Annotated in this window: 26 protein-coding genes and 1 pseudogene; 15 read left to right on the plus strand and 12 right to left on the minus strand. The window is 72.5% G+C overall.

All coding sequences use genetic code 11. The features are described 5' to 3' along the window. Positions 1–2: 2 nt before the first annotated feature. Positions 3–923: a SigB/SigF/SigG family RNA polymerase sigma factor gene (locus tag ACZ4VL_RS20240; protein WP_468201598.1), complete on the minus strand. Its 921-nt coding sequence runs from the start codon at positions 921–923 to the stop codon at positions 3–5. 171 nt (positions 924–1,094) lie between these two features. Between ACZ4VL_RS20240 and ACZ4VL_RS20245 the strand changes: the two genes are divergently transcribed. The 7 genes from ACZ4VL_RS20245 to ACZ4VL_RS20275 all read left to right on the plus strand — a co-directional run bounded on the left by ACZ4VL_RS20245 (position 1,095) and on the right by ACZ4VL_RS20275 (position 8,622). Beyond that, positions 1,095–1,460 (plus strand): helix-turn-helix transcriptional regulator, encoded by a 366-nt coding sequence (locus ACZ4VL_RS20245; RefSeq protein ID WP_468201601.1) that lies wholly within the window; start codon positions 1,095–1,097, stop codon positions 1,458–1,460. A 95-nt stretch (positions 1,461–1,555) separates the two neighbouring features. Continuing rightward, positions 1,556–2,836 carry a ricin-type beta-trefoil lectin domain protein gene (locus tag ACZ4VL_RS20250; protein WP_468201603.1) on the plus strand — a complete coding sequence of 427 codons (1,281 nt, stop codon included), beginning with the start codon at positions 1,556–1,558 and terminating at the stop codon, positions 2,834–2,836. Between the two features lie 387 nt (positions 2,837–3,223). After that, a complete protein-coding gene (locus tag ACZ4VL_RS20255) occupies positions 3,224–3,916 on the plus strand; it encodes a TauD/TfdA family dioxygenase (RefSeq protein ID WP_468201664.1) in 693 nt (230 codons plus the stop codon). Further along, positions 3,913–4,494 carry an HD domain-containing protein gene (locus ACZ4VL_RS20260; RefSeq protein ID WP_468201606.1) on the plus strand — a complete coding sequence of 194 codons (582 nt, stop codon included), beginning with the start codon at positions 3,913–3,915 and terminating at the stop codon, positions 4,492–4,494. Before ACZ4VL_RS20255 ends, ACZ4VL_RS20260 begins: the two co-directional genes overlap by 4 nt. 561 nt (positions 4,495–5,055) lie before the next feature. Next, positions 5,056–7,080, plus strand: a complete 2,025-nt coding sequence (locus ACZ4VL_RS20265; RefSeq protein ID WP_468201609.1) for a glycoside hydrolase family 5 protein — start codon at positions 5,056–5,058, stop codon at positions 7,078–7,080. Between the two features lie 150 nt (positions 7,081–7,230). Continuing rightward, on the plus strand, positions 7,231–8,106 hold the full coding sequence (locus tag ACZ4VL_RS20270) for an SAM-dependent methyltransferase (protein ID WP_468201611.1): 876 nt from the start codon (positions 7,231–7,233) through the stop codon (positions 8,104–8,106). A gap of 90 nt (positions 8,107–8,196) precedes the next feature. Beyond that, complete coding sequence (locus ACZ4VL_RS20275) at positions 8,197–8,622, plus strand: VOC family protein (protein ID WP_468201614.1); 426 nt, start codon at positions 8,197–8,199, stop codon at positions 8,620–8,622. Between the two features lie 22 nt (positions 8,623–8,644). On the opposite strand, the gene ACZ4VL_RS20280 is transcribed toward ACZ4VL_RS20275, so the two are convergent. After that, complete coding sequence (locus ACZ4VL_RS20280) at positions 8,645–9,109, minus strand: MarR family winged helix-turn-helix transcriptional regulator (protein WP_468201617.1); 465 nt, start codon at positions 9,107–9,109, stop codon at positions 8,645–8,647. A gap of 62 nt (positions 9,110–9,171) precedes the next feature. On the opposite strand from ACZ4VL_RS20280, the gene ACZ4VL_RS20285 reads away from it, so the two are divergent. Both ACZ4VL_RS20285 and ACZ4VL_RS20290 read left to right on the plus strand, forming a co-directional pair. Further along, on the plus strand, positions 9,172–9,567 hold the full coding sequence (locus ACZ4VL_RS20285) for a VOC family protein (RefSeq protein ID WP_468201619.1): 396 nt from the start codon (positions 9,172–9,174) through the stop codon (positions 9,565–9,567). Positions 9,568–9,676: 109 nt separating this feature from the next. Then, positions 9,677–10,330, plus strand: a complete 654-nt coding sequence (locus ACZ4VL_RS20290) for a DNA alkylation repair protein (RefSeq protein ID WP_468201665.1) — start codon at positions 9,677–9,679, stop codon at positions 10,328–10,330. A 433-nt stretch (positions 10,331–10,763) separates the two neighbouring features. On the opposite strand, the gene ACZ4VL_RS20295 is transcribed toward ACZ4VL_RS20290, so the two are convergent. Further along, positions 10,764–12,212, minus strand: a complete 1,449-nt coding sequence (locus ACZ4VL_RS20295; protein WP_468201622.1) for an amino acid permease — start codon at positions 12,210–12,212, stop codon at positions 10,764–10,766. Between the two features lie 305 nt (positions 12,213–12,517). On the opposite strand from ACZ4VL_RS20295, the gene ACZ4VL_RS20300 reads away from it, so the two are divergent. Further along, complete coding sequence (locus ACZ4VL_RS20300) at positions 12,518–12,850, plus strand: hypothetical protein (protein WP_468201624.1); 333 nt, start codon at positions 12,518–12,520, stop codon at positions 12,848–12,850. Between the two features lie 492 nt (positions 12,851–13,342). Here the strand turns inward: ACZ4VL_RS20300 and ACZ4VL_RS20305 are convergent, their stop codons facing one another. Together ACZ4VL_RS20305 and ACZ4VL_RS20310 are read right to left on the minus strand one after the other, a co-directional pair. Next, positions 13,343–13,564, minus strand: coding sequence for a hypothetical protein (locus ACZ4VL_RS20305; protein ID WP_468201627.1), 222 nt, complete (start codon positions 13,562–13,564; stop codon positions 13,343–13,345). A 35-nt stretch (positions 13,565–13,599) separates the two neighbouring features. Continuing rightward, positions 13,600–14,547 (minus strand): LysR family transcriptional regulator, encoded by a 948-nt coding sequence (locus ACZ4VL_RS20310; RefSeq protein WP_468201629.1) that lies wholly within the window; start codon positions 14,545–14,547, stop codon positions 13,600–13,602. Between the two features lie 71 nt (positions 14,548–14,618). Between ACZ4VL_RS20310 and ACZ4VL_RS20315 the strand changes: the two genes are divergently transcribed. Further along, positions 14,619–15,287: a maleylpyruvate isomerase family mycothiol-dependent enzyme gene (locus ACZ4VL_RS20315; RefSeq protein ID WP_468201631.1), complete on the plus strand. Its 669-nt coding sequence runs from the start codon at positions 14,619–14,621 to the stop codon at positions 15,285–15,287. A 79-nt stretch (positions 15,288–15,366) separates the two neighbouring features. Here the strand turns inward: ACZ4VL_RS20315 and ACZ4VL_RS20320 are convergent, their stop codons facing one another. Further along, the gene (locus ACZ4VL_RS20320; RefSeq protein WP_468201633.1) at positions 15,367–15,966 is read right to left on the minus strand and encodes a hypothetical protein; all 600 of its coding nucleotides are present in this window, start codon (positions 15,964–15,966) and stop codon (positions 15,367–15,369) included. 288 nt (positions 15,967–16,254) lie between these two features. Between ACZ4VL_RS20320 and ACZ4VL_RS20325 the strand changes: the two genes are divergently transcribed. Further along, the gene (locus ACZ4VL_RS20325) at positions 16,255–16,800 is read left to right on the plus strand and encodes an RICIN domain-containing protein (protein WP_468201636.1); all 546 of its coding nucleotides are present in this window, start codon (positions 16,255–16,257) and stop codon (positions 16,798–16,800) included. 136 nt (positions 16,801–16,936) lie between these two features. On the opposite strand, the gene ACZ4VL_RS20330 is transcribed toward ACZ4VL_RS20325, so the two are convergent. Together ACZ4VL_RS20330 and ACZ4VL_RS20335 are read right to left on the minus strand one after the other, a co-directional pair. Then, positions 16,937–17,827, minus strand: coding sequence for a hypothetical protein (locus ACZ4VL_RS20330; RefSeq protein ID WP_468201638.1), 891 nt, complete (start codon positions 17,825–17,827; stop codon positions 16,937–16,939). A gap of 49 nt (positions 17,828–17,876) precedes the next feature. Next, positions 17,877–18,230 (minus strand): hypothetical protein, encoded by a 354-nt coding sequence (locus ACZ4VL_RS20335; protein WP_468201641.1) that lies wholly within the window; start codon positions 18,228–18,230, stop codon positions 17,877–17,879. Between the two features lie 1,352 nt (positions 18,231–19,582). Between ACZ4VL_RS20335 and ACZ4VL_RS20340 the strand changes: the two genes are divergently transcribed. Then, on the plus strand, positions 19,583–20,230 hold the full coding sequence (locus ACZ4VL_RS20340) for a lamin tail domain-containing protein (RefSeq protein ID WP_468201642.1): 648 nt from the start codon (positions 19,583–19,585) through the stop codon (positions 20,228–20,230). Positions 20,231–20,334: 104 nt separating this feature from the next. Here ACZ4VL_RS20340 and cutA read toward each other — a convergent pair whose 3' ends face one another. Both cutA and ACZ4VL_RS20350 read right to left on the minus strand, forming a co-directional pair. After that, the gene (gene cutA, locus ACZ4VL_RS20345; RefSeq protein ID WP_468201645.1) at positions 20,335–20,673 is read right to left on the minus strand and encodes a divalent-cation tolerance protein CutA; all 339 of its coding nucleotides are present in this window, start codon (positions 20,671–20,673) and stop codon (positions 20,335–20,337) included. A 77-nt stretch (positions 20,674–20,750) separates the two neighbouring features. Continuing rightward, positions 20,751–21,350 carry a TetR/AcrR family transcriptional regulator gene (locus ACZ4VL_RS20350; RefSeq protein ID WP_468201647.1) on the minus strand — a complete coding sequence of 200 codons (600 nt, stop codon included), beginning with the start codon at positions 21,348–21,350 and terminating at the stop codon, positions 20,751–20,753. Between the two features lie 94 nt (positions 21,351–21,444). Here ACZ4VL_RS20350 and ACZ4VL_RS20355 point away from each other — a divergent pair, with 94 nt between their 5' ends. Then, entirely contained in the window at positions 21,445–22,233 is a 789-nt protein-coding gene (locus ACZ4VL_RS20355; protein WP_468201650.1) for an SDR family NAD(P)-dependent oxidoreductase, read from the plus strand. Between the two features lie 100 nt (positions 22,234–22,333). Here ACZ4VL_RS20355 and ACZ4VL_RS20360 read toward each other — a convergent pair whose 3' ends face one another. Then, positions 22,334–23,845, minus strand: coding sequence for a SulP family inorganic anion transporter (locus tag ACZ4VL_RS20360; RefSeq protein ID WP_468201652.1), 1,512 nt, complete (start codon positions 23,843–23,845; stop codon positions 22,334–22,336). A 35-nt stretch (positions 23,846–23,880) separates the two neighbouring features. After that, positions 23,881–24,501, minus strand: coding sequence for a carbonic anhydrase (locus ACZ4VL_RS20365; RefSeq protein WP_468201654.1), 621 nt, complete (start codon positions 24,499–24,501; stop codon positions 23,881–23,883). A gap of 654 nt (positions 24,502–25,155) precedes the next feature. On the opposite strand from ACZ4VL_RS20365, the pseudogene ACZ4VL_RS20370 reads away from it, so the two are divergent. After that, a pseudogene (locus tag ACZ4VL_RS20370) lies at positions 25,156–26,540 on the plus strand (LamG domain-containing protein); the annotation flags it as partial.

Below are 26,540 nucleotides of genomic sequence, written 5' to 3' on the forward strand. Positions count from 1 at the left end.
GGTCAGCCGTTCAGCAGCTCTTCGCGCAGGGCGCCCAGCGTGCGGGAGAGGAGGCGGGAGACGTGCATCTGGGAGAGGCCGATCTCCGCGCCGATCTCGGCCTGGGTCATCTCCCGGCCGAAGCGCAGTTCCAGGACGCGCGTCGAGCGTTCGTCCAGGTCGGCGAGGAGGGGCGCGAGGGCGTGCCGGTCCTCGACCGCCTCCAGGGCGGGGTCGACCTCGCCCAGGGTCTCGGCGAAGGTGCGCGGGGCCCGGCCGGTCCCGGGCGCCTGCGTGCCGGGGGCGGCGCACTCCTGGGGGGCGTCGAGGGACTGGGTGGAGTAGCCGTTGGCCGCGACCAGGCCGTCGCGGACCTCGTCCTCGGTCAGGCCCAGATGTGCCGCGAGTTCCGCGGGGGTGGGCTCGTGGTCGAGTACGGCGGTGAGCTGCTCGGTGGCCTTCGCCAGCTGCGAGCGCCTCTCCTGGAGGCGGCGCGGGACCCGTACGGCCCAGGTGGCGTCCCGGAAGTGGCGTTTGATCTCGCCCGTGATGTACGGCAGGGCGAGCGTGGTGAACTGCGTCCCGCGCGCCGGGTCGTAGCGGTCTATGGCCTTGATCAGGCCGATGGTGCCGACCTGGATGATGTCCTCGTTCTCGGGGCCGCCGGGGCGGTTGCGGAACGGGCGGGCCGCGAACCGCACCAGCGAGAGGTTCATCTCGATCAGCGTGTTGCGCACGTACTGGTACTCCCGGGTCCCCTCCTCGAGGCTCCGCAGCCGCTCGAAGAACACGCCGGTCAGCTGCCGGGCCTCGGACGTGGACAGTTCCCTCGGCTGGGACACCTCGGGCAGCCCGTCGGGCGCGGGGGTGGGGTCGGTGGGGATGGTGGTCGTCGTAGGGGTCGTCGTCCAGGCCGTTGCGTCGAGCATGGCCGTGAAGGTCATCGTCTTCGCTCCTTGGGCACGAGTGCTTGCGGGCGTTGCGCGAATGCTCGGTCATGCGGAAGTCCGTTTCCGCTTACCTGAACCCTGCCGGGGCCGTGGACACACGTCAAGTGACACCGGAAAATCAATTCTGGAGTTGCTTTTCGCGAGCAGGGACTCAAGAATGCTCACGTGGAGAACGAGCACACGGATTCCCGCCGGAGCCGCTGGACCTTCCTGACGAACCACGCCCGGGTTCTGATCACCATCGCGCGCGACCCCGGGATCCGGCTGCGCGACATCGCGGCGACCTGTGACCTGACCGAGCGCACCGTGCAGGCGATCGTCACCGACCTGGAGACCGACGGGTACCTCACGCGGACCCGGGACGGTCGGCGCAACCGCTACGTCATCGCCCCCGGCGCACGGTTCCGCCACCCCGCGGAGGCCGACCACGAGATCGCGGGCCTGCTGGCCTACCTCGCCGCCCCACTGACCTCTCCGGCGGCGACCCCGGCGGCGGCTCCCGGTGAGGAGCCGACCGAGAGCCCCGCATGACGGGGCCGAACACGAGCGGGCCTTGACCAGTACACGCCATGCGAGGTTCACTCCCCTCACCGGCAGGTCTGGACCAATACGCGAAGCGAGGCCCCATGTCCACACCCCCGCGCAGCCGCAGCTTACGGCTGGCGGCGCTCGCCACCGCCGCCCTGTCCCTCGCCCTCGGCCAGGGCCCGGCCAGCACGGCCGCACCGCAGCCCGTCGGGCAGCACGCCCCGGCGCCGGCCGCCGCAGCCGTCACCTTCGAGGACGACTTCGACGGCCCGGCCGGGTCCGCCGTGGACCCCCGCAGGTGGCAGGTCGAGACGGGCGACAACGTCAACAACCACGAGCGGCAGTGGTACACGACCGGCGCGGCCAACGCCGCACTCGACGGCCACGGCAACCTGGTGATCACCGCCCGCCGCGAGAATCCCGGTGACCACCAGTGCTGGTACGGCCGGTGCGAGTACACCTCGGCCCGGCTCAACACCGCCGGCCGGTTCACCCAGCAGTACGGGCACGTCGAGGCGCGGATGAAGGTGCCGCGCGGGCAGGGCATGTGGCCGGCGTTCTGGATGCTCGGCCATGACATCGGCCAGGTCGGCTGGCCGGACAGCGGTGAGATCGACGTCATGGAGAACGTCGGCTACGAGCCCTCCACCGTGCACGGCACCCTCCACGGGCCCGGCTACTCGGGCGCGGGAGGCATCGGAGCCGCGTACACCCTGTCCGGCGGGCGGGCGTTCGCCGACGACTTCCACACCTTCGCCGTGGACTGGTCACCCGGCTCGCTCACCTGGTCGGTCGACGGCCAGGTCTACCAGCGCCGCACGCCGGCCGACCTCGGCGGCCGCCAGTGGGCGTTCGACAAGCCGTTCTTCCTGATCCTCAACCTGGCGGTGGGCGGCGACTGGCCGGGCGACCCGGACGGCTCGACGCAGTTCCCGAACCACCTCGTCGTCGACCACGTCCGCGTCACCACCTCGGACGGCGGCGGAGGCGGCCGCACCGGAACCCTCGTCGGCCTGGCCGGCAAGTGTCTGGACGTGGCCCGGTCGCAGACCGCGAACGGCACCCGGGTCCAGCTGTACACCTGCAACGGCACCGACGCCCAGCGCTGGACCCTGCCGGGCGACGGCACGGTGCGGGCCCTCGGCAAGTGCCTGGACGTCGACGCGGCGTCGACGGAGCCCGGCGCCAAGGTCCAGCTGTGGGACTGCAACGGCACCGGGGCGCAGCGCTTCGACCACAACGGCACCACCCGGGACCTGGTGAACGTCCCGGCCGACAAGTGCGTGGACGTCCGCGGCCACGACCCGGCCGACGCGACCCCGGTGCAGACCTGGTGGTGCAGCGGCAACCCGAACCAGAAGTGGACCTTCACCGGCTGACGCCACGGACCGGCCACGCCCCCGCTGTCCACCCGGTCCCGTACCGCCGGCCCGCCTCCCCCGGCCGGCGGTACGGCTCGTTCCGGTGTCCACCTGCGCGTAACCACCGGGTCACCGCTCTTTGCGAAGCTCCCCGATGTCGGCGAAGCCGTCCGTACCAGCTGGAGCTCCGCTCATGTCCTCCCCCGCGTCCGCACCGCCGCTCTGGCTGCGCGACAACCACCCCTGCACCGCCTGCCGGGATCCCCGCAACGGCCAGAAGCTGTTCCAGATCACCGAACTGCCCGCAGGGCTCGCGGTCGACTCCGTCCACGACGCCCGCACCGCGGACGGTGCGCCCGCGCGCGAGGTCGTCTGGGCGCCCGACGGGCACCGCTCCGGTTCGTCCTGCTCCGCGGCGTCCCGGTCCACGACCGGCAGGTCCTCGACGTCGCGCAGAACTTCGGCTTCGTCCGTGAGACGAACTACGGGGAGCTGTTCGAGGTGCGCGTCGAGGCCGACCCCAGCAACCTCGCCTTCACCGGCGCCCGCGTCACCCCGCACACCGACACCCCCTACCGCGACCCGGTTCCGACGCTCCAGCTGCTGCACTGCCTGACCAACGCGGCCCAGGGCGGCGACTCCGGCCTCGTCGACGGCTTCCACGCGGCGGCGCTGCTGCGGGAGGAGGACCCGGAGGCGTACGAGGTCCTCACCCGCGTGCCGGTCCCCTTCGCCTTCGCCGACGGCAGCACCGAGCTGCGCGCCCACCGGCCGCTGATCGGCACCGACCCCGCCGGACGGATCCGGGAGATCCGCTTCAACAACCGCTCCACCGCCACCCTGCACGAGCCGGCCGAGGTACTGGACGCGTTCTACGCCGCGTACCGGCGCTTCGGCGAGCTGCTGCTCCGCAGGCGGCTCCAGCTGGAGTTCCGGCTCGCCCCCGGCGACTGCCTGGTCTTCGACAACACGCGGCTGCTGCACGCCCGTACGGCCTTCTCCGAATCCGGCGACCGCCACCTCCAGGGCGCCCACGCCGACATCGACGGGCTCGCGTCCACCCTCGCCGTACTCCGCAGGAAGAAGACCTCCGCATGACCGCCGCCACCGCGCACCCCCTCGACGTCCTCGCCGAACTGCTCGAGGGCGAGGGCAGCGCCGAGTACCTCGGCGAGGCCGTCACCCAGGCCCAGCACATGCTCCAGGCCGGCGCCCTCGCCGAGGCGGCCGGCGCCCCGCCGCACCTGATCGCCGCCGCGCTGCTGCACGGCGTCGGCCACTTCCGGGGCGCGGTCACCGGGCGCGACCTGATGGAGCACGGCACCGACATCCGGCACAGCCACACCGGAGCCGACTGGCTCGACCAGTGGTTCGACCCCGAGGTGACCGAGCCGGTCCGGCTGCACGTCGCCGCGAAGCGCTACCTCTGCACCGTCGAGCCCGCCTCCTACGACCTGCTCTCCGAGGCGTCCGTCCACACCCTGCACGTCCAGGGCGGTCCGATGACGGACGAGCAGGCGCGCGTCTTCGAGTCCCACCCGGGTGCGCAGGACGCCGTCGCGGTCCGCCGCTGGGACGAGGCGGCGAGGGACCCGCAGCTGCCGACCCCGGACTTCGCCCACTTCCGCCCGCTGCTGCAGGCCCTCCTCCGCCCCGGGGCCGCCCCGGCACGCTGAGCGGGGACGGCTCGTGCCGCCCGGGGACTGCCGCGGCCTCCTGTACGGGTGCGGGCCCGGGCGGGCACTCGTGCACGCGAGGGCGTCGATGCCGTCCACGCGCCTTCGCGCGCCACGGCGGGCCGGGGTGGGGCCGACCCGCCGGGTGAAAGGCCCCACGTGTCCGCATTCCCCGGTAACTCCCTCTGAAATTACGCTTGTTGGGATGCGCCACGTGGCTTCCCGAGGCCGGTGTCGGACCCTAGACTCGTCCCCCGACCGGGGCGTGCGCCAGGCGTGCCCGCCCGGACCGTAGCCGATGCCCGCCGGAAGGCCCGCCCTCGCCATGCACCTCGAATGGCTGCCCTGCGCGAGCGGGCAGTGCGTCCGGCAGACGTGCGTCCGCGCATGGGGATCAGCCGTGTTCCGACAACGTTGTCGGTGTGCCGGTCCGCGCCCCGTACGAGAGCCTCGCCCGCGCCGGCGGCGACCGTCGTCCAGCTGAGGTGTCCGACCTCCGGCCTCCGGCCGGGGCTCCGGCCCGCCCGAACCGCCACCCTCACCCCACCCTTGGAGGGACCGATGAGAGCTGCCCTGTTCTCCCCTGCCCGCGCCAGAACGGCCGGACGCACACTGCCCGCCCTGCTGGCGGCCCTTGCGTCGGCGTCCCTCCTCGCCGGTGCCGCGGCCGCGGGCGCCCAGGCCGCGCCGGCGCCGGCGTCTGCGCCGGCCGCCGCACCCGCGACCGCGACCGCGTCGAAGGCCGGGTCCGCCGCGGAGTCCGCCGCCCCGCTGACCGGCGCCCAGCTCGCAGCATCATGGACGGGCCCCCTCAGCACCCGCGGCCGGTACGTCGTCGACGCCTCCGGCAACCGCTTCAAGCTGAAGTCGGGCAACTGGGCCGGAGCCCAGGGGACCTGGGAAGGGAGCGGGGATGTCAACGACCCCGCGAACCACCAGGCCGACCAGATGTCGTACAACATCCCCCTCGGCCTGGACCGGGCGCCGATGGCGAAGATCCTCGCCGGTTTCCACCGCCTCGGGCTCAACAGCATCCGGCTGCCCTACGCCGACGCGCTGGTCCACGACAGCACTCCCGTTTCGGACGCCGCCGTGGCCGCCAACCCCCAGTTGAAGGGCAGGACCCCGCTCCAGGTCTTCGACGCGGTCGTGGAGGCCCTGACCGCCGACGGGTTCGCCGTCATCCTCAACAACCACACCACCAGCTACCGGTTCTGCTGCGGCCTGGACGGCAACGAGCGCTGGAACAGCGGCCAGTCGACCCGGCAGTGGGAGGAGAACTGGCTGTTCCTCGTGAACCGCTACAAGGCCAACAAGCGCGTGGTGGGTGCCGACCTGCGCAACGAGATCCGCCGCGACACCTGGAACGACCCCAACTGGGGCTGGGGCAACGAACACGACGCCTACAACGCCTTCGAGAACGCCGGGAACCGCATCCTCCAGGCCGCACCCGACATGCTCGTCGTCATGGAGGGCATCAACTGGTACGGCATCCCCGCGGCCCTCTTCAGCCACGGCCGCCCGCTGCTCACCCCGGTCGCCACCCTGTCCAACACCCTCATCCGGTCGGACAAGCTCGTCTACGCCGCCCACTTCTACGGCTACACCGGTCCCGCCAACACCGGGGCCGGCAGCGGATGGGGCGCCACCGACGACCCGCGGTACCAGGACTTCACCCCCGAGCGACTCGCCCAGGTCGTCGACGAGCAGGCGCTGTTCGTCACCCGGGCCGGGCAGCACTTCACCGCACCCGTGTGGATCAGCGAGTTCGGTGCCGCGGGCCGCGGCTCCACCAACGCGCAGGAGAAGACCTGGTTCGCGGCGTTCACCGACGTCCTGGTCCGCAACGACACGGACTTCGCCCTGTGGCCGCTGGTCGGCTGGACGGGTCCCGACGGCGCGCCGCAGGACGACTGGGCCGCCCTCTCCTACGACCGGGCCGGCAACGAGCTCGGTCTCGACGGCCCCGGCGACTGGCGCGCCGCCGACTGGAACAAGCTCGTGAACGCCCCCTCCCGCTCCGGTCCCGTATCCGAGACCACCCGCTGGAACATGCTCGACCTCGACTTCGCCGACCAGAACGTCTCCGCGCGGATGCTCGCGCAGGGCGACTGGAGTCCGGGCAACCGCAAGGGCAACTGCCCCGACGGGCAGCGCCTGGTCGGCCTCGGCCGCAGTGACAGCCGCGGCCTGTGCACCGACGCCGGCCGGCCCGCCACCGGGGCCGGGCCCTGGGTGAACGTCACCGACGAGCGCTACGTCACCGGCGGCGACTGGGCGAGCGGCTACAACAAGCTCGCATGCCCGAAGGACTCCTACGCGGTCGGCTACAGCGTCAACCGCAACGCCATGTCGGCCCTGCTGTGCGCACCCGCCGCCGCGCCGCTACCCGGCACCGGCCGCGTCGTCTGGTTCGACCACGGCGACAACCGGCCCGCCACCGGGGGGTCCGCCGCCAGCGACTGGGCGCCCGGCTACTACAAGGGCCAGTGCGCCGACGGCGAGTACCTCGCCGGCGTCGCCTACACCTGGAAGTGGATGCACGGCGGCGTCCCGGACGCGCTGCTCTGCCGCCCGCTGGCCTGATCACCTTCCCGGACGGACCGACCCCGCCCGGTCCGTCCGGGCTCCTGACCCCGGCCCCGTCCCTTCGTGCGCGGTGTGCCCCGTACGCTGCCGCGGGTGACGGCCGGACCGGGGTGCGTCGAACACGTCGACGTGGGGAAATGACCCACCATGGTTGATCACGCCGAGCACGGCAGCAGCACGTCAGCGGAGCACGAGGACTGGACCCGCCGCTACTACGAGACCAGCGACGTCGACGCCTTCTACGACGCCGTCTGGGGCGGTGAGGACATCCACGTCGGCATGTACGCCCACCCGCAGGAGGCGATCGCGGACGCCTCGCACCGCACGGTGCAGCGCGCCGCGGACGGGGTCGCCGACCTGCTCGGTCCGGACGCGACGGTCCTCGACCTCGGCTCGGGATACGGCGGCTCGGCCCGCGCGCTCGCCGAACGGTTCGGCTGCCGGGTGGTGGCCCTGGACCTCAGCGAGGGGCACAACCGGCGGCACCGCGCGGCCAACGCCCGACAGGGGCTGGACGGGCTGATCGAGGTGGTCACCGGCTCCCTCAACCGACTGCCCTTCGAAGCGGAACGCTTCGACGTGGTGTGGTCGCTGGAGGTCCTGTGCCACGTCGAAGACCGGGACGGCGCGCTCGGCGAGGCGGTACGCATGCTGAAGCCGGGCGGGGCGCTGGTCTTCTCGGACGTCATGGCGGCCGATACCACGGCGCCGCAGGACGTGCGCCCGGCGCTGTCCCGCCTGGGTGTGCAGACGCTGGCGACCCCGTCGTTCTACCTGGACCACCTGTCCGGGCTCGGCCTCGCAGCCGACTTCGACGATCACACGGAGGAGATCGCCACCCACTACGCGCGCCTCGAGGAGGAAGTGCGCCGCCGCGCCCCCGAGCTGCAGGACGTCATCAGCCGGCCCTACCTGGACGACCTGCTCGCGAACCTGCCCCTGTGGACGGACATCACCCGGCGCCGGCTGCTGCGCTGGGGGCTCTTCCAGGCCCGCCGGACCGCGGTCGGCTCCGGTTCCTGACCCTGCGCCGGGCGGGTGTCGTTGCTCCTTCGCGGTGGCACCCGCCTGTCGTCGCGTCTTTCGGGCGTCCCAGGTCGGCACAGTGGGGGCATGAACGCAGAGAGCGGCAACCTCCTGGCCCGGGGCCGTGTGGCGACCAGGCTGCCCGCCCGGGACCTCGAACGGGCGCGGCGCTTCTACGCCGAGCAGCTCGGGCTGGAGCCCGTCGACGAACGGCCCGGCGGGCTGCTGTACCGGTGCGGTGAAACGGAGTTCGCGGTGTTCGCGTCGACGGGGGCCTCGCCCGGCACGTTCACCCAGATGGGGTGGCAGGTCGACGACGTCGAGGCGGTCGTGGCGGAGCTCCGGCAGCGCGGGGTGGTGTTCGAGGACGTCGACGTGCCCGGGTTCCGCACGAGGAACGGGATCGCCGAGATCGACGGGAACTACCCGAGCAAGGGGGCCCGGGGCGAACGCGCCGCCTGGTTCCGTGACAGCGAGGGCAACCTGTTGGGCATCGGCGAGCCGGTCGTCTGAACCGGCGCGGGCGTCGGGCGGCTCATCCGGTCGCCGTGTGCAGTCGCAGCAGGAGCCGGTGCAGGGTGTTCCGCTCGTCGGCGTCGAGCGGGGCGAGCAGTGCGTCCTGCACGGCCGCCACCTCGGCTTCGAGCTCGGCGAGGGCCGTGCGGCCGGCGGCGGTGAGGGTGGCCGTGATCCGGCGGCGGTCGGCGGAGTCGCGCTCGCGGTCGACCCAGCCGGCACGGGTCAGCTCGTCCAGGACCTTGGCCATGTCACTGGGGTGGACGGCGAGCCGGGTCGCGAGGTCGCGCTGGGGTTGCGGGCCGTCCGCGGCGAGGGAGGACAGCACGGCCATGTGCCACATCCGCAGGCCCCGGGCGGCGAGCCGGTCACCGACCCGCGCGCGGGCGGTCCTGCCGACCTTGGAGAGCAGGTACGGGGTGAACGCGGCGAGGCCGGGGGTCGAGTGCGCCGGGTGCGCCGGGTGGGCCGGGGAGTCGTGCATGGAGGTGATTGTAGGCTGCGACCAAACATAGGTGCACACCTACTGATTTGGAGGGGACCCCCATGGACGCCCTGCACCCGCGGCTGCTCGTGGACCGTTTCGACGCGGCCTTCGACTTCTACGACACCACCCTGCCCGCCCTCCTCGGCGCCAGCCGGACCCGCGGCGGCAAACAGGGCCCGTACGCGGGCTGGGACGTCGACGGGCAGGGAGTCCTCGCCCTCTTCGACCGTGCCGCCATGCCCGCCGACCTGCCGCTCAGCGCGACCGCCGGCGACCCGTCCATGCTGGTCAGCCGGGTCACCGACGTGGACGCGGGCTACGCGTTCTGCCTGGACCACGGCGCCGAACCGGTGGCCGAGCCCCAGGACCGCCCCGCCTGGGGGCCGGGCCTGCGCACGGCCCACGTCCGCACCCCCGGGGGCACCCTGTGGGAGCTCCAGTCGTACCCGGGCTGAGGAAGGGCGCCGGCCCCGTACGGCACGGACGGGGCCGGCGCCCGTCGTAGGCTGAGTTCCGCGCGACGGAAGGGAGACCGAGGTGGCCGAAACGACCCTGGCCGAGGTGATGGCCGAACTGGCCGCGCTCGAGGACCCGAAGACACGCGCGGTGAACGAGAGGCACGGCGACGACCACGGAGTGAACCTCGGCAAGCTGCGTGCGCTCGCGAAGCGCCTGAAGACGCAGCAGGAGCTCGCGCGCCAGCTCTGGGAGACGGACGACACCGCGGCCGGACTGCTGGCGATCCTGATCTGCCGCCCGAAGGCGTTCGAGCGTGACGAGCTGGACGCCATGCTGCGCACGGCGCGCACGCCCAAGGTCCACGACTGGCTCGTGAACTACGTGGTGAAGAAGAGCCCGCACGCCGAAGAACTGCGTCCGACCTGGTTCGCCGACCCGGATCCGGTGGTCGCGAGCGCCGGCTGGGCGCTGACGACCGAGCGGGTGGCGAAGAAGCCCGAGGGCCTCGATCTCGCAGGGCTGCTCGACATCATCGAGGCGGAGATGAAGGACGCCCCGGACCGACTGCAGTGGGCGATGAACCACTGCCTGGCCCAGATCGGGATCGAGCACGCCGAGTACCGCGCCCGCGCCGTCGACATCGGCGAGCGCCTGGAGGTGCTCAAGGACTACCCGACCTCCCCGGGCTGCACCTCGCCCTTCGCGCCGGTCTGGATCGCCGAGATGGTGCGGCGGCAGGGGGACCGGCCGGGGGCTTGATCGCGGCGGCGGCCCGCCGCCGCGGGCAGGGCGGCGAACGACCGGGGTCGTAAGGCGGCACGGGCATCGAGTTGACGATGTACAGCCAGGCGCGCGCTCACGGGCGAACCGGCGGCGAGGAAACCCCGCGCCTCCGTTCACCGAGACTTCAGGCGGAGTACGACAGGGCGACGCCTGCGGCTCCGGCACCCGGATCCTCGGCGGCGTGATCTGGCTGTGGTTCGGCATGCCGATGTGGTGCCGCCGACGCCACCACCGCCAGCCCTCCGCACCCCGGGCCGACGCGACCCGCCGGCCCGCCCCTCGCCCGGACCCGCCACGGGTGGAGTACGGCCGCGGCGATCTCGTGGTGAGCCACCCCGAAGTACGGCTGCTGCGGCGCGCCGCGGGCCGGCCGTGCTCGGCCCGCGGGCAGCGGGCAGCGGGCAGCGGGCTACGCCGACGGGCCCCCGCCCACGGGCGTGTCCGGGCCCCGCCCGGCCAGCTTGGAGTGCCCGTAGGAGTAGCCGAAGTAGATGACCAGGCCGATCAGGAACCAGACGACGAAGCGGATCCACGTCTCCACCCGCAGGTAGGTGATGAGCCAGATCGACGCGACGACACCGACCGCCGGGGTGAAGGGCATGAGCGGCGTGTGGAAGGCCCGGGGCAGTTCGGGCCGCCGGTAGCGGAGCACGATGACCGCGGTGCACACGACGGCGAAGGCGAGCAGGATCCCGATGTTGGTGAGCTCCGCCGCCTCGCCGATCGGCACGAAGCCCGCGATGGCCGCGGACGCGACACCGACGATCCAGGTGACGCGGGTCGGGACGTGCCGGGTCGGGTGGGTCTTGGCGAACCAGTGCGGCATCAGTCCGTCACGGCTCATGGAGAACCACACGCGCGTCACGCCGAGCATGAACGTGAACATCACCGTGAGGATGCCGATGATCGCCCCGACCGCGATGAAGTCCGCGATCACCGGCAGTCCGACCGCCTTGAAGGCGGTGGAGAAGCCGCTTTCCGGGTCGATCTCCGTGTAGCTCTGCATGCCGGTGAGGACCAGGCAGGCGAGCACGTACAGCACCATGGAGATGGCGAGCGAGTAGAGGATCGCCTTGGGCATGTGCCGCTGGGCGTCCTTGGACTCCTCCGCCGCCGTGCTCATCGCGTCATAGCCGAAGACCGCGAAGAAGACCGTGGCCGCGCCGGTGATGGCGCCCCCGACCCCGAAGGGGAAGAACGGCGTGTAGTTGTCGGTGTTGATGTGGAAGAAGCCGACGACGATGACCAGCACCACGACGAGCACCTTGATGGCGACCACCACCGTCTCGAAGCGTGCCGCGCTCTTCATGCCCCGGTTGAGCAGGTAGGCCGTGAACAGGCACAGGACCGCCGCGATGAGGTCGAAGCGATGTCCCTCGCCGGTTCCCGGGGCGCCGAGCATCCAGGTGGGCAGGGCGTTGCCCGTGTCCTCCAGGAGGAAGTTGAAGTACCCGGAGATGCCGATGGCGACCACCGCGACGATGGCCGTGTATTCGAGCAGCAGGTCCCAGCCGATGAACCAGCCGGCCAGCTCGCCGAGGACGGCGTACCCGTAGGTGTAGGCGGAACCGGCCTTCGGGATCATGCCCGCGAACTCCGCGTAGGAGAACGCCGCCGCGGCGCTGGCCACACCGGCGATGAGGAAGGAGACGAGCACGGCCGGTCCCGCGACGCCGTTGGCGACCGTCCCGGCGAGCGTGAAGATGCCCGCGCCGATGATGCCGCCGACGCCGATCGCGGTGAGCTGCCACAGGCCGAGGGTGCGGGTGAGCTGCTCGCTGGGTGCGCCTTCGGGCTCCTCGATGTGCTCGATCGGTTTACGACGGAGTACGCCCTGCACTGACCACAGCGAGGCCATGTTCCGTTCCTTTCCGCCGGGGGTGACGGCCGCTCATCATCGCGGAACGACCGCCACGGCGGAACTAGGCGCTCCGTCAGCTTGCACGCGGGTGTTCCGTTGCCGGTCCCTGCCTCGTCGAGGGGCGGCGCGCCCCGCCCGCTCCCGGTCGCACCCGGGCACGGGCGGGGTGACGATGGGAAGGGCCGCTTCCGTTCGCCGGCCCGATGGCCGTTCCGGACGCGCGCGGACGGCGGCCGACGCGGTCTGCCCGGGCGCCGAGCGCGCGGCCGCGGCTTCCCGATTCCTCCCGGAGAGGAAGAACCATGTACCGGCACGCACGCCTCCTCGTCCTCAGCTCCCTCGCGGCTGCCTCGCTCCTCGCGGCTCCCACGGCCCTCGCAGCGGTTCCCCAGGCCGGGCCGGCCGCCGTTCCGGCTGCGACCTGCTCCGTCTCGGGCCTCCTCGAGAACGGCAAGGTGCACCTCTCCGGCGGCGGCTTCACCCCGGGCCCTGCGTACGTGTACGGATCGGCCGGCTTCGGCGGGACGGTCGAGATCCCGCAGGACGGCGGCTTCCAGATCATGAACGTGCCGCCCGCGCACTACAGCGTCCGACAGGGCGGCGAGATGACCCAGTGCAGCGGCTTCAACGGCTGAGCGCGGGCACGCGCCAGGGCACCTCACCGACGACAGCGATGCGCGAGCCCTGACCTTCCGCGTCGCCCCAGGCCGGGCAGGCGCGGGATCCGTGCCGTCCTTCCTCAGCCGTCCGAGCGGGTGGGTCACCGTCCGCGGCGAGTACGCGCCGGCGGCCGCCCACCGGCCGTCGACGCCGAGGTGTAGGCGTCGCTCAGTCCCACCACAGCGACCAAACCGCCCACGACGGACGCCGCGCGTGCGTCGTGGTCCTGGCACGCCACCTCGGCCGTCACGTTCTCCGGCGCCCGGCGTCGACGCCGTCGTGGAGACTGGCTCTGGCCGCGCCGTCCGGTGACATCAGGCTGACGTAGGGCCACCAGCCGGTCTCACCGTGCTTCCCGCGCCACTCGTCCCACACGTCACGCACACTGCCCCGTGCCACAGACACGCCAGTGACCTCAACGCTTGCGGCTGTCGTGGCCCGCTGTGGGGCGACTGAAGAGACCGGGCCTAGCTGCGTTCCCAGAAGGTGCAGTCGCGTGGGGCGGACGGGGTCTCGCCGGTCGGGGTGGGGCAGGGGCGGGGTGTATCGCTCGGAGGGGAGACGCGTTCCCAGTGCGGCGGGGGCTGCGGTGGGCCGGCCGTGTCGTCCAGGTAGAGCGTGACCGCGCCGCCGGCCGCCACCAGGAGCAGCCACACCACCACCGTCCAGCGCCAGGTCCGCCGTGGCATCGTCGTACCGCCCCCTCGGCGTCGATCGGTTGCGGTCACGCAGGATATCCCGTGCCGGGGCTGCTGCCCGTCGAGGGCAGGGCCTCGCGCAGGCGGTCCAGCAGTACCCGGGCCGCGGGGCTCGAGGGGCCGTCGGCCCGCCAGGCGAGTGCGATACGGGCGCGGATCCCGGGGCGGACGATGGTCAGCGTCCGGAGGGGACCGTCGGCGGCGGCCGGGTCGCCGCCCTCGGCCGCCGGCAGCACCGCGACGCCCAGGCCGCGGGCCGCAAGCTGGGCCAGGACGTGGGGTGATGCCGCCTCGAAGGTGACGCGGGGGCGGAATCCGGCCTGGGCGCAGGCGCGTTCGAGGGCGGCGCGCACTCCGGTGCCGCGCGGCAGGCAGATCAGTGCTCGGTCGCGGAGTGCTGCCAGTTCGACGGTCGTCCGGCCGGGTGCGGCACGGAACAGCGGGTCTCCGGGTGCCGCGGCGACCCCCAGGGGGGCGTCGATGACCGTGTGGAGGGACAGGCCGGGCGGGGTTCCTTCATCGGTCGGCCCCAGGAGGGCCACGTCGAGCTCACCGGCCAGGAGTGCCGCCTGCATCCGCTCCGAGGTGTCCTCGGTGAGGGCGATCTCCAGGGCGGGATGGGCGTCGCAGAAGTCGGCGAGGAACGAGGCGATGTCGAAGGCGTGGCCGGTGGCCCCGGAGACCATTCCGAGGGTGACCCGTCCGCGCAGCAGGCCCGAGTACGCGTCGGCCGTCTGCTGCACCGCCTCCGCCGCGGCGAGCGCGGCCCGCGCGTACGGCAGGACGGCCCGACCCGTCTCGGTGAGCGTCACCGACCGGTGCGAGCGGTCGAGCAACGGCTGGCCCAGCTCCCGTTCCAGCTGCCGGATCTGAGCGCTCAAACCGGACTGGGCCAGGTGCAGTCGGGAGGCGGCACGGGTGAACCCGCCCTCCTCGACGACGGTGACGAAGTAGCGCAGCTGGCGAAGCTCCATAACTGATCATGCTAGATGGCAGCACGACCATCCATTGGACATATGGATCAGCCGCTTGCAGGCTTGATCGCATGACGAACGCTGCAGGAAGCAGGGGCGGACGGTCCGGGGTGCGCGCCGAGACGGACGTGAGGGCCGCCATGGCGGCGGAGCGCCGGGAACTGGCCGACCTCTTCGACGGTCTCCGCGCCGATCAGTGGGACGCACCCAGCCTGTGCGGAGGGTGGCGGGTGCGTGAGGTCGTCGCCCACATGTCGATGGGATTCCGGCTCTCCCTGCCGGCGACCCTGGGCGAACTGGTCAAGGCCCGGGGGAACCTGCACCGCATGACCGACCGCGTCGCCCGCAGGGACGCGGCCGCCCATTCCGTCGGTGAACTCAGCGCCTTCCTGCGGGACAACGCCCACCATGCGTGGAAGCCGCCGGTCGGCGGGTTCGTGGCGGCCCTCGGCCACGACGTGGTGCACGGGCTGGACGTCACCACCGCCCTCCGGCTCGACCGGCGCGTCCCCGAGGACCGGCTGCGCGTCCTGCTGGACGACATCGGGCCCCGCGGCCTGAGGTTCTTCGGTGTCGACCTCCGCGGAGTACGGCTGTGCGCCGAGGACCTGGACTGGTCGTACGGGTCCGGGGCCCCCGTGTACGGCGCCGCCCAGGACCTGCTGCTGGTGGCGTTCGGACGCAGGCTCCCGCACGGCCGGCTGCGTGGCGAGCCGAGCAGCCGGTTCACCGACCGGTGACGGCTCAGGGCCCCGCGGCCCCGGCCGGGGTCGGGGCCGGGGGCGGGGCGGGGGCGGGGGCGGGGGCCGAGGCGCGGGCTCAGCCGAACCACACCACCAGGCGGACGTTCTCGTCCCCGTGCACGGCCGCCAGTTCGCGCATCGACGCCCACACCGGGCCCCAACTGCCCTCCGGCGGAACGAACATCCGGGGCGTGAGGAGCACCGGCCGGTAAACGGCGCCGTTCATGGGGACTTCGCCGCCCGGCGGCCACTCCGGCGGCATCAGGTCCGCGCCGAACGCCTGCTCCGCCGCGTCGAGAATCCCGTCCGACGCCCGGACCACGGCGTGCAGGGCGAGTTCACCGTCCGGGCCGGGCCGCCATTCGCCGACGAGCGACCAGTGGGGCCCGTCTCTGAGCGGCTGGTCCCAGTCGACGGCCGCGACTTCGGCCCAGGTGGCGTACGAATGGCTGTGGTGCAGTTCGCCGCACGTCTTCGGGACCGGTTCCGAGGAATCCCCGGGAACTCCCCGCTGATCGAACAGCGCCCGTTCCAGGCCGAGTCCGCCGCCGTTCCCGAACAGGCACTCCCAGGCGAACCGGTCCCGTCCGAGGTCGAAGTCCAGCAGGTCGGCCTCGGTCTCCCAAAGGCCGTCGGGCCCACGCGCCTCGATCACACCGTCGATGTGCGCCCCCACGGGCAGCAAACCTAGCCGCCGCCACTCGCCGCGAGCACCGGTGCCTTCCCTCCGGGCGGGTCGTTCTTTTCGGCTTGAACGCTGCCTTTGTGGTGGGGGTGGATTCCTTTCGGTGACGTCTTCCTGACGGATTTCGGCTGCCGTTTCGACAACGGTGTCCGAATGCTCGCGGGATGCCATTCGGTCATGTTCCGGGTGTCCGCCCAATGCCTCTGCCGCGCCGACTAGCGTGCTGCGGGAGCGCTGTCGAATCACAGCGCGGCCACGAGATGAGGAGAAGGTCCGACCATGCGATTCCTGCGTTCGTCAGCCGCCCGTTCGGGCGTCGTCGCCGCCACCGCCGCCGTCATTTCGGCAGCGACCCTCCTGGCCACTCCCGCCACCGCCCAGACGGAGCCCGCGGCCGCCGCGACGGTCGCCGCGGTGCGGACCAAGTACGCCAACGTGGCCACCGGCAAGTGCCTGGACGTCCGGGCGGGCTCCTACCGCGAGTACGCCGTGGTGCAGCAGTTCAATTGCAAGGACGAACAGCACCAGCAGTTCTGGACGGAAACGATCCTGGGCGAGCCCTACACCTACCTCCGGCCCGCGCATTCGAGCATGTGCGTCGAACCGACGAACCTCGACGTCGGGGGCACGGTCGTCCAGAGGACGTGTCAGTACTCCGAGGGCCAGAAGTGGGAGTTCGTCTGGCAGGCCGGCGGAGCGATGATCAAGAACCGGGTCACCGGCCTGTGCATGGAGGACGCCGGCATGCCCTCCGGCAGCCGCCGCGAAGTGCGCCAGATGCCCTGCACCGGCGCTCCGGGCCAGCTCTGGATCAACCGGAGCTAGCCGCCCGTCCGCGCACCATTGCGCGGGCCACCGCACGGCCCGAAGGCCCCGAGCACTTCCCGTCCGGGTCGCCGCAGAAGTTGTCATCTGTTCGAACGTCAAAGCATGAACCTCCATGCTCCGGCTCCGAACGGGGTCAGAACGGTGGCGAGTCGGTCATCAGGGCGGCGAGCCGGGCCTTCTGGGCGGCGCGCCGGGGGCAGTCGGCGGTGGAGCGGGGCGTGGCCCGGCAGCCGACGGGTCGGCAGTCCTCGGGGCCGCGCCCGCTCCGGCCGCCGGCTCCTCGGCGTTCCGTCGCGGCAGCTTCCGGATCGAGGGCTGCGGACACCTGGGCGAGCCTGCAGTCGGGCAGCGCGTACCAGTTGCCGGGGTTGCGGAGGGACTGCCTGCCGTCGTCCACCCGGACCCCGTACGCGTCCGTACGCCACCGGACCCGGCCGGCCATCCCCTGCCGGCGCAGCAAAGCTTCGGCCAGCCGGCCCGGCTCCCTGACGCCGAGGCGGTCCCGCAGACAGGCGGCGAGCCGCTTGCCCGCGTCCGCCGGCACGCCGGTGTCGCCGAGCGCCGGGAGCAGCAGGAGCAACCGGGTGTCGGCGGGGATGTCGGTTCCGCCGGGCAGGCCGTTGTCGGCCACGGCCACCAACTCCCGCCAGGACAGGCCCGGGCCCCTCCAGTGGCCGCCGTCACGGGCGAGCAGTTCGGCCTCCTCCCAGTGGGGGTGGTGCACCACGTAGTCGACGCCGACGTCCTCTGCGGCATTCTCGTAGACCACGTGCAGGCGGAGCCCGTCGGCCACCGGAACGGTGAACGCGGGCCGGTCGCCGGCGTCCCACAGCCGACGCCGGAACGCCTGCGCGGCGATCGGATCGTGGTCCCCCAGCCAGGAACGGGGCGTACGGACGCCCAGGCAGGCACTGAGGTGCTCCCACCAGAACGGCTTCTCGTCGAGGAGCTCGGGGCGATGGGCGAAGGGACCGTTGTCGTCATGGAACAGACGGACCGGGTGCAGGTCAGGGAGCTGGGACACGCCTCCCATCATCGTCAGGGGCACTGACGACGCCCACGGGGTCCACCGGTCACCGTTCCCGTAGCAAGGCCGGGGTGGGCCTCGGGGTGAGCTCGATCCAGCCCTGCACGACGTCGGGCGTGAAGTTCTGGCCGTTGACCGTGATGTGGAGCTGGTAGATCCGCCCGGTGACGGTGAGCACCTTGATGTAGGCGTCGTTGCCCTGGGCCGCGATGGAAACGCCACAGGGGGCGTCGGTGGGGTAGCCGTCGATGACGGAGAGGTCCTGCCATACGGGGACGCCACCGAGGCTGGGAGCACGGCCCCCGTAGACGCGACCGCTGCTGAGAGCCGCGTGGAAGTCCTCCGTGCCCGAAGGGGCGTAGCTGTCGATGGCGCTGCACGGGCCGGTCGGCCCCGCCACGCCTTGAGGGCCCGTGATGCCCTGAGGGCCGGTGACGCCCTGAGGGCCTGCCGGACCCGTCTGGCCCGTCTGGCCCGTCGCGCCCGCCGGTCCCTGGGCGCCTACTGCGCCCTGGGGGCCTTGGAGGCCTTGAGGGCCTTGAGCACCCGTTGGGCCCGCAGGTCCGTCCGGGCCGGCCGGACCTGCCGGACCTGCCGGACCCGTCTCACCCACCAGGCCGCGCGGCCCTTCCGGGCCCTGGGCACCTGTCAGGCCCTGCAGACCCACCACACCCGCCAGCCCGCGCGGGCCTTCAGGGCCCTGAGCGCCTGTCGGCCCCTGCGCACCCGTCGGCCCTGCCGGGCCGACCGGGCCGGGATCACCCGTGGGCCCTTGCTGTCCCAGGGGTCCCTGGGGTCCCTGGCGGCCTTCCGGGCCGGAGGGGCCTGCGACGCCCGCCGGGCCGGTCGGCCCGGTCTTTCCCTTCGATCCGCGGGGGCCGGTCTTGCCCTTCGGCCCACGCGGGCCGGTGGGGCCGGTGGGGCCGGCGGTGCACTTGGCCTTCTGATCGGGGCCCGACCGCTCTCCCGTCACCGCGGCGTCCTGCCGGGGCCCGGAGGACTTGCACGTGTCCCCGCCCACCGGAACCGTGCCCGCGGGGCTGCTGGTCGAGCCCGGCGCCGCGGCCGCCACCACGGGGAGGCAGACCCCGGACAGCGTCAGGGCGAGCACGGCCAGGCATCCGCCCGCCAGTTGACGTGCCCGTCCGGGCAGCGGACCCAGGACACTCCTGGCCACCCTGTCGACAGGACCCATGACCGCTCCTCGCGCCACCCGGAAAACCGGATCGGATGATGACCTGAAAGCGATCTCATCCTGAGAGGAACCGTCCGGCGAGTCGCCGCCGCCTCGCCCGTGCGTCAGCTCTCCGGCCCAACGGGAACGGCCACTCGGGCGCCTGCGGCACCTCCGGCAGCCCGGGCGGCCGCGAGGTCTCGCCGCGTTCGTTCCGCGACGCCGTCTCGCTGCCCCGGGAGCCGGTGTCGTTACGGAGCCGGCCGCCCGTTCGGCGCAGTGCGGGAGGCGGGGAAGGTACAGGTCCGGGCGGGTGCACCGGGCCGTTCTCCGGCCCCCGGAGGGGCCGTTGGCGCGCCCGGCCACGGCGCTCCGTCAAGGCGGTGTTGACCGTTGGCTCCTGCAAGGGAGAGTTACGGATTTGTCCGCATTGGGCAACACGCGTCCGGGGCGTGCCGTGCGGCGTCCGGAGCGGGCCAGAGTGTGGCTCCTCGGCAGAACGCCGGGAACCGCACGACAGTCCGTCCGGCGCGCCGTCGTCGGCCGGGCGGGCTGGCCTTTCGAAGGAGTCACCCCCCATGTCTGCTTCTTGTGCCACTCGTCGTCTTCTCGCCGCAGTCCTGGCCGCCGGCGGCCTGGTCGGTGCGGCCGCAGTGCCGGCCGCCGCGCACGAGGGCGACCGGCGCGACCACCGTGGCCGGTACTCCTCGATCGTCATCGGTGACGTCCAGTACGCGAGCAGCCGCGGCCGCGGCAACCGGGACCTGAACGGCGAGTGGGTCGAGGTGGAGAACACCGGCCGCCACTCCGTCGAACTGCGCGGGTTCACCCTCACCGACCGCGACGGCAACCGCTACCGCTTCAACCGCCTCCGCCTCGACGGGCGTTCCGGTGTCAGGGTCCACACCGGCCACGGACGCGACACCCCCGGCGACGTCTACCAGAACCGCCGCCACCAGGTGTGGGACGAGCGGGACTCCGCGACCCTCCGCGACGACCACGGCAACGTCCTCGACACCGAGTCCTGGGGCGGGCGCGGGCACCGCGAGGACCGGGACGGTCGCAACGACCGCAACGCCCGCGACAGCCGCCATGAGCCCGACGCCCGTGACAGCCGCCACGCCCGCAACGCCCGTGACGGCCGCGACAGCCGCGACGATCGCGGTGGCCGCGGTGGCCGCGGTGGCCGCGACAGCCGCGACGACCGTGGGGGCCACCGCGGCTGACGTCGGCCCGGGCGGTGGCCTGCGGTGAGGGCTGCCGCTCCCGCCTTTCGAACGGGGTGCGTCCGCGGCACCCCGTTCTCGCGTTCGCCCCCCGCCGCGACGCGTCAGGCGCCGCCGCGCGTCTCGGTCCGCACCCAGGCCAGATAGGCCTCCGAGGCCCCGGTCGTCGGCAGCACCATCCATTGCGGCACCTCGTACGAGTGGCGCGCGTGCACCCATTCCCGCAGCTGTTCCACCCGGTCCTCGGTGGTCTGGAAGGAGATCCGGTACTCCCTCTCGTGCTGCACCTCGCCCTTCCACCAGTAGAAGGCGGTCATGCGCGCGTCGACGTGGGCCCCGGCGGCCAGCCGGGCCTCCACCGCGCCGCGCGCGAGCTCGTACGCCCTCGACTCGTCGTCCTCCGTGGTCTGCACGATCACGATCGGGTTCCCGCCGTTCGCCACGCTTCGCCTCCTCCGGGTCCGGTGCCCCGACTCTAGCCACGGCGGCCGAGCGGCGCCGGGTCGGCGCCTCGTACCGGTCAGTCGCCGGTGGCGGCAGCGAGGCCGCGCAGCAGGACGTCGAGGGTGAGGTCGGTCGCCTCGGACAACGGCGTGTCCTCCAGGAGGGCGGCCACCGCCAGCGTCGCCAGGCCGTGCAGCGTGGAGAAGGCGACCTGGGCCAGGCGCCCCGGATCGTCCGCGCGCACGAGGCCCTCCCGCTGGCCTTCGGCGATCAGCTCGGCGGCGATCTCCAGGCTGCGGTGCCCGAGTTCGCGCAGTTCCGCGCTGGAGTCGTCGGAGTGCTTGACGGCGAACATGAACTCCAGCAGTGGCGCGTGCGTGACGGCGAAGTCCACGTACGCGCGCCCCAGCGCCTCCAGCCGGGCCGGTACGGGCCCGGGGGCCGCGGCCGCGGCGCGCAGGCGGTCGTTCAGCCGGGTGAAGCCGTTGACGGCGAGGGCGTCGAGCAGGGCCCGGCGGTCGCGGAAGTGCCGGGACGGTGCGGCGTGGCTGACGCCGAGCTCGCGGGCGAGGGCGCGCAGGGACAGGCCCTCGGCGCCGGAGGTCACGAGGACGTGCTCCGCCCGTTCCAGCAGCGCGGCCCTGAGGTTGCCGTGGTGGTAGGACCCGTCGGCCAAGGCAGCCCCTCCTTCCAATGTTGTCATTGACTACAATGCTGACTCTGTCTACATTCGATTATGGACCAGCCGCCCTGAGAGGGAGTAGCTCGCGATGACCATGACGTACAGGAACACCACGGCCCTCATCACCGGGGCGAGCGCCGGCCTCGGTGTCGAGTTCGCCCGCCAGTGGGCCGAGCGCGGCGCCGACCTCGTGCTGGCCGCCCGCCGTCTCGACCGCCTGGAGACGCTCGCCGCCGACCTGCAGGACCGGTACGGCATCAAGGCCCACGCCATCGCCGCTGACCTGGCGCAGCCCGGTGCCGCGACCGCGCTGCGCGCCGAGATATCGGCCCGCGGCCTGTCGGTCCAGACGCTGATCAACAACGCGGGCTTCGGCAGCCACGGCGCCGTCGCCGATCAGGACCCCGCGCAGATGGAGGAGATGATCCGGCTGAACGTGCTGGCCGTCACGGAGCTCACCCGGGCGTTCCTGCCCGACCTGGTCTCCGACGGCCGCGGCGCCCTGGTCAACATCGCCAGTGTCGCCGCGTACCAGCCCACGCCCGCCATGGCCGTGTACGGCGCGACCAAGGCGTTCGTCCTGAACTTCACCGAGGCCGTCGCGTTCGAGACGCGGGACTCCTCGCTGCGCGTCCTCGCCGTCTCGCCGGGGCCCGTGAGCACCGAGTTCTTCGACGTCGTCGGCAGCCGTGACGCGGCCGTCGGCCGGATGGCCACGCCCGAGCAGGTCGTGACCGCCGCGCGCAGGGCGCTGGAGAGCCGGTCGACCCCGCCCAGCGTCGTCGTCGGGCTGAGCAACCGGCTCTCCGCGCTGGCCTCGGCGCTGGCGCCCCGCCGCGCGGCGCTGGCGGTGGCCGGGCGCGCCCTGAAGGCCTGACCCGCCGGCAACCGAGGGCCGACGGGGGCCGGCCGCCCTCCCTCGACCCCTCCCTCGGCCCCTCGCTCGGCGTCCCGCTCGGCGGCGTCGCCGAGCGGAGTCAGCCGGCCAGCCGGGCCGGGGTGGCGGCCGCGCCGTCCGTCCTCTCGTAGCCGGTCATCCGCACCGGTTCGGTCCCGGTCGCGCCGTGTCGTGCGGCCCAGTTCTCGAGCGCGGCCCGACAGGCGTGGTCCAGGTGCCGGACGTCCGTCAGGTCGAGCTCGATGGGCCTGTCCTTCGGCAGCGCCTCCAGGGTCTGCAGGATGCGGGGCAGGCGCAGGAACGTGGCGCTGCCGGACAGGGTCACCACGATCCGTCCGCCGGTGAGGGCGCGGGTCTCGACGTGGACGTGGGAGGTCTCCCACGCCGACTTCGCCACCGCCAGCACCAGCCCCAGCACCACGCCTTCGAACATGCTGGTCGCCAGGATGGCGACGGCCGTGGTGACGAGGACGGCGAGCTCGCCGCGGTGCCCGCGCCACAGCACGGCGAGCTCCTTGACGGGGATCAGCTTGCAGCCCGCGTGGACCAGTACGCCGGCGAGGGCCGCGAGCGGGATGATGCCGATCGCCGCCGGTAGGAGCGCGGTGAACATCAGCAGCCACAGTCCGTGCAGGATGCGGGAGGCTCTCGTCTTCGCGCCGGCCTGGACGTTGGCGGAGCTGCGGACGATGACGGCGGTCATCGGCAGGGCGCCGAGTGCGCCGCACACGGTGTTGCCGATGCCCTGGGCGACGAGTTCCTTGTCGTAGTGCGTGCGCGGCCCGTCGTGCATACGGTCGACCGCGGCCGCGCTGAACAGTGATTCGGCCGAGGCGATCAGGGCGAAGCCGAGGACCGTGCCGAGTACGGCGGCGCTGCCCAGGGAGGCGAGGTCGCCCATGGCGGGCGGCCGGATCGCCTCCAGGAGCCCTTGTACCCGCACGCTGGCGACGTCCAGGTCGAAGAGCGCCGTGGCGGCCGTGGCGAGGGCGACGGCGGCCAGCGCGGCGGGCACCAGCCGCACCTTGGCGGGCAGTCTCTGCCACCCCACGAGGACGGCGATGGTGCCCAGACCGACCGCGAAGGAGGTCAGCACGGTGCCGTCGGAGGCGATCTCCCCCGCCAGGCCGGCTGTTCCGAAGACCTTCTCCGGGCCCGAGCGCGGCTGTTCGACGCCGGCCATGGTGTAGAGCTGTCCGAAGACGAGCACGAGTCCGATGCCGGCCAGCATGCCGTGCACGACGGAGACGGAGATGGCACGGAACCAGCGGCCGAACCGCAGCAGGCCGAGGCCGATCTGGAGCAGCCCGCTCGCCAGGACGATGCCGCCGAGCATGCCGAGGCCGAACTCCCGTACGGCCTCGAAGACGAGTACGGTCAGGCCGGCTGCCGGGCCGCTGACCTGCAGGGCGCTCCCGGGCAGGAAGCCCACCACCAGGCCGCCGACGATGCCGGTGATCAGGCCGAGCTCGGCGGGTACGCCCGAGGCCACGGCCACGCCGACGCACAGCGGCAGGGCCACGAGGAACACCACGAGCGAGGCCAGCACGTCCCGCCGGACGGCAGCGGGGTCCTTGGCGGCCGCGAGCACGGGCGACCACCCTTTCGCGTTCGCGCCGGGCCGGTTCACAGGACGCCGAACGCCGGGCCGCCGGCTTGCGCCCGGTGGACTCTGACCGACCCGGTGTGGACCTCGTAGTACCAGGCGTGCAGCCCCAGCCGGCCCGTCTCGACGCCTTCCCGCACGCAGGGGTAGCCGCGCAGGGTCTCCAGCTGCGCGAGGGCGTGGGCCTGCACGGCCTCCGCGACGTCGGACGACTTCTCCGCCAGGGAGCGGACGGGCGCGTCCGGGGGTACGGCCTCGTCCAGCCAGTCGCGGACCGCGGGTACGGCGGAGAGGTCCTCGCCCCGGACCACCGCGCCGATGGCTCCGCAATGGGAGTGCCCGCAGACGACGACGTCGCGGACGCCGAGGACGCGGACGGCGTATTCGATGGTGGCCGCCTCCCCGGTGGGGCGGCCGTCGCCGGGGTGGACCGGGACGATGTTGCCGGCGGTGCGCAGTTCGAAGAGCTCGCCCGGGCGCGCCCCGGTGATGAGGGCCGGTACGACGCGCGAGTCGGAGCAGGTGATGAACAGCGCTTCCGGGCACTGCCCTGCCTCCAGGGCCTGGAAGTGCTCGGCGTGCCGGGGGTCGGCCACGTGGGTGGCCGAGAAGGAGCGCGCGTTGTCGATCAATGACTTCATGATGGCCTGCCTCCTGCGCCTGCGCGGCTTCCGCCGGGGCGCGGTGTGGTCGGGTCGGGTCGGTCGAGAGGTGTGGGTGGGCGCGCCGGGGACACGTCGGAACCCCGTCCTCGGGCATGTGCCGCACCCTGCTGCGGCACAGCATGGTTCGCAGCCGCAACTTGCACTTTACTATCACATTGCCTTGCGGTGACAGCTTGGTTATTGTCAGAAGCCATACAAAACACGGCAGTTGATGGCGCAAAACACCGCATCACCCGACCGCTTCACAGGGCAGACGGGCAAGCCGCTTCGCACCAGGAAGCGAGATGGTGCACACGCATCACCAGGCGTAACAAGGCGAACTCACGCCGTGTCGATCCGGCGGCCGCGTGGCTGAATCGTCGTCAATAGCGCGCGAGGGGCCTCGTGTTGTATCTCAACTTCATAACGAGACCACACCACGGGTCCACGCGGAGCGTATCCGATACAGCCAACTACTCCGCTCCACAAGCGACTTGACGGATCATCATTTCCTGCCGGAAGGTAACGTTCAGGCATCTGGGGGTCCGTTCCCGTTTGTCCGAATTCCTTGTCCCGGCGGTCTGGCAGGCTTTCGGCACCCCACTCCTCCGACCTTGGCCGTCGAGCTGAGCGAACAGCCCTGGGGGGCTCATGCGTAGATCCAGAAGGCTGACCGCCGCCCTCGTCCTGTCACTGGCCGGTACCGGAACGGGGTTGGGCCTGGTGCTGATGCCCCAGGCGTCCGCCATCACCCCGCCGGTGGCGTTCACGGCCGACAACCTGCCGACCTGGCAGACCAACGGGATCGTCTGGGCGATGGCGCAGGCGAACGGCACCGTCTTCGCCGGGGGCACCTTCTCGGCGGTCCGCCCGCCCGCCGGCGGTTCCGGCGCCGAGCGGGAGGCGGTGAACTTCGTCGCCCTCGACGCAGCGACGGGCAACCCCACCTCCTGCAAGCTGGCGTTCACCATCGGCGAGGGCACGGCGACCGTGCGGACGCTGGCCGTCTCGAAGGACAAGAAGACCCTCTACGCGGGCGGCTCCTTCGGCGCCGTCAACGGCGTACCGGTGTCCAACGTCGCCGCGGTCGACATCGCCGGGTGCACTCCGAAGCCGGCCTTCCGCCCGGGCTTCGCGGCCACCGTACGCGGACTCGCCCTCACCGGCGACACCCTGTACGCGGCCGGTGACTTCAACACCGTCCAGGGCCAGCCCCGCCAGAAGTTCGCCGCGGTCGACGCCGCCACGGGCGCGGTGAAGCCCTTCACCGCCAACGCCGACGAGCCGGGCCGGGCGATCGAGCTCACGCCCGACGGCAAGAACGTACTGCTCGGCGGCGACTTCTTCACCGTCAACGGCACCAGCAGTCATGCCCTCGCCGTGGCGGACGCCTCCTCCGGCGCCATGAAGAAGAGCTACGGGAGCACGTTCCACCCCCTCTCGGTGGTCATGGACATCGCCACTGACGCCAACGGCTTCTACACCGGCAACCAGGGCAACGGCGGCGGCGTGTTCGACGGCCGCACCGGCTTCGACCTGAGCGACTTCAAGGAGAAGTGGCGCGACCGCTGCCTCGGCGCCACCCAGCAGGTCCTGCCGTACGACGGCGTGCTCTACAGCTCCTCGCACGCGCACAACTGCTCCACCGAGATGGAGTTCCCGGAGGAGGGCAAGCGCCGCTACCTGATGGCGCAGCCCACCGCGCACCAGGACGGTGCCGCCCCGGCTCCGGTCGACGGCTTCGTCCGCGGCCCGCGAAAGCTCGGCTGGTTCCCCGCCGTCAACGGCGGCATCGGAGAGGGCGTCGGCCCGCGCGTGATGGCCGTGGCGGAGAAGGGCGACACGAAGTACATGTGGGTCGGCGGTGAGTTCACCACCGTCAACGGCGTCGAGCAGCAGGCCCTGACCCGTTTCGCGTCCACCGGTGACCGCGGCGCCCCCACCACCCCGGTCGCGAGCGCCGACAGCGTGAAGCCCGGCGAGGCCCAGGTGCGCTGGCGGACCAGCTACGACGCGGACGACAGCAAGCTGACGTA

It is taken from the genome of Streptomyces sp. NPDC029014, assembly GCF_055564695.1.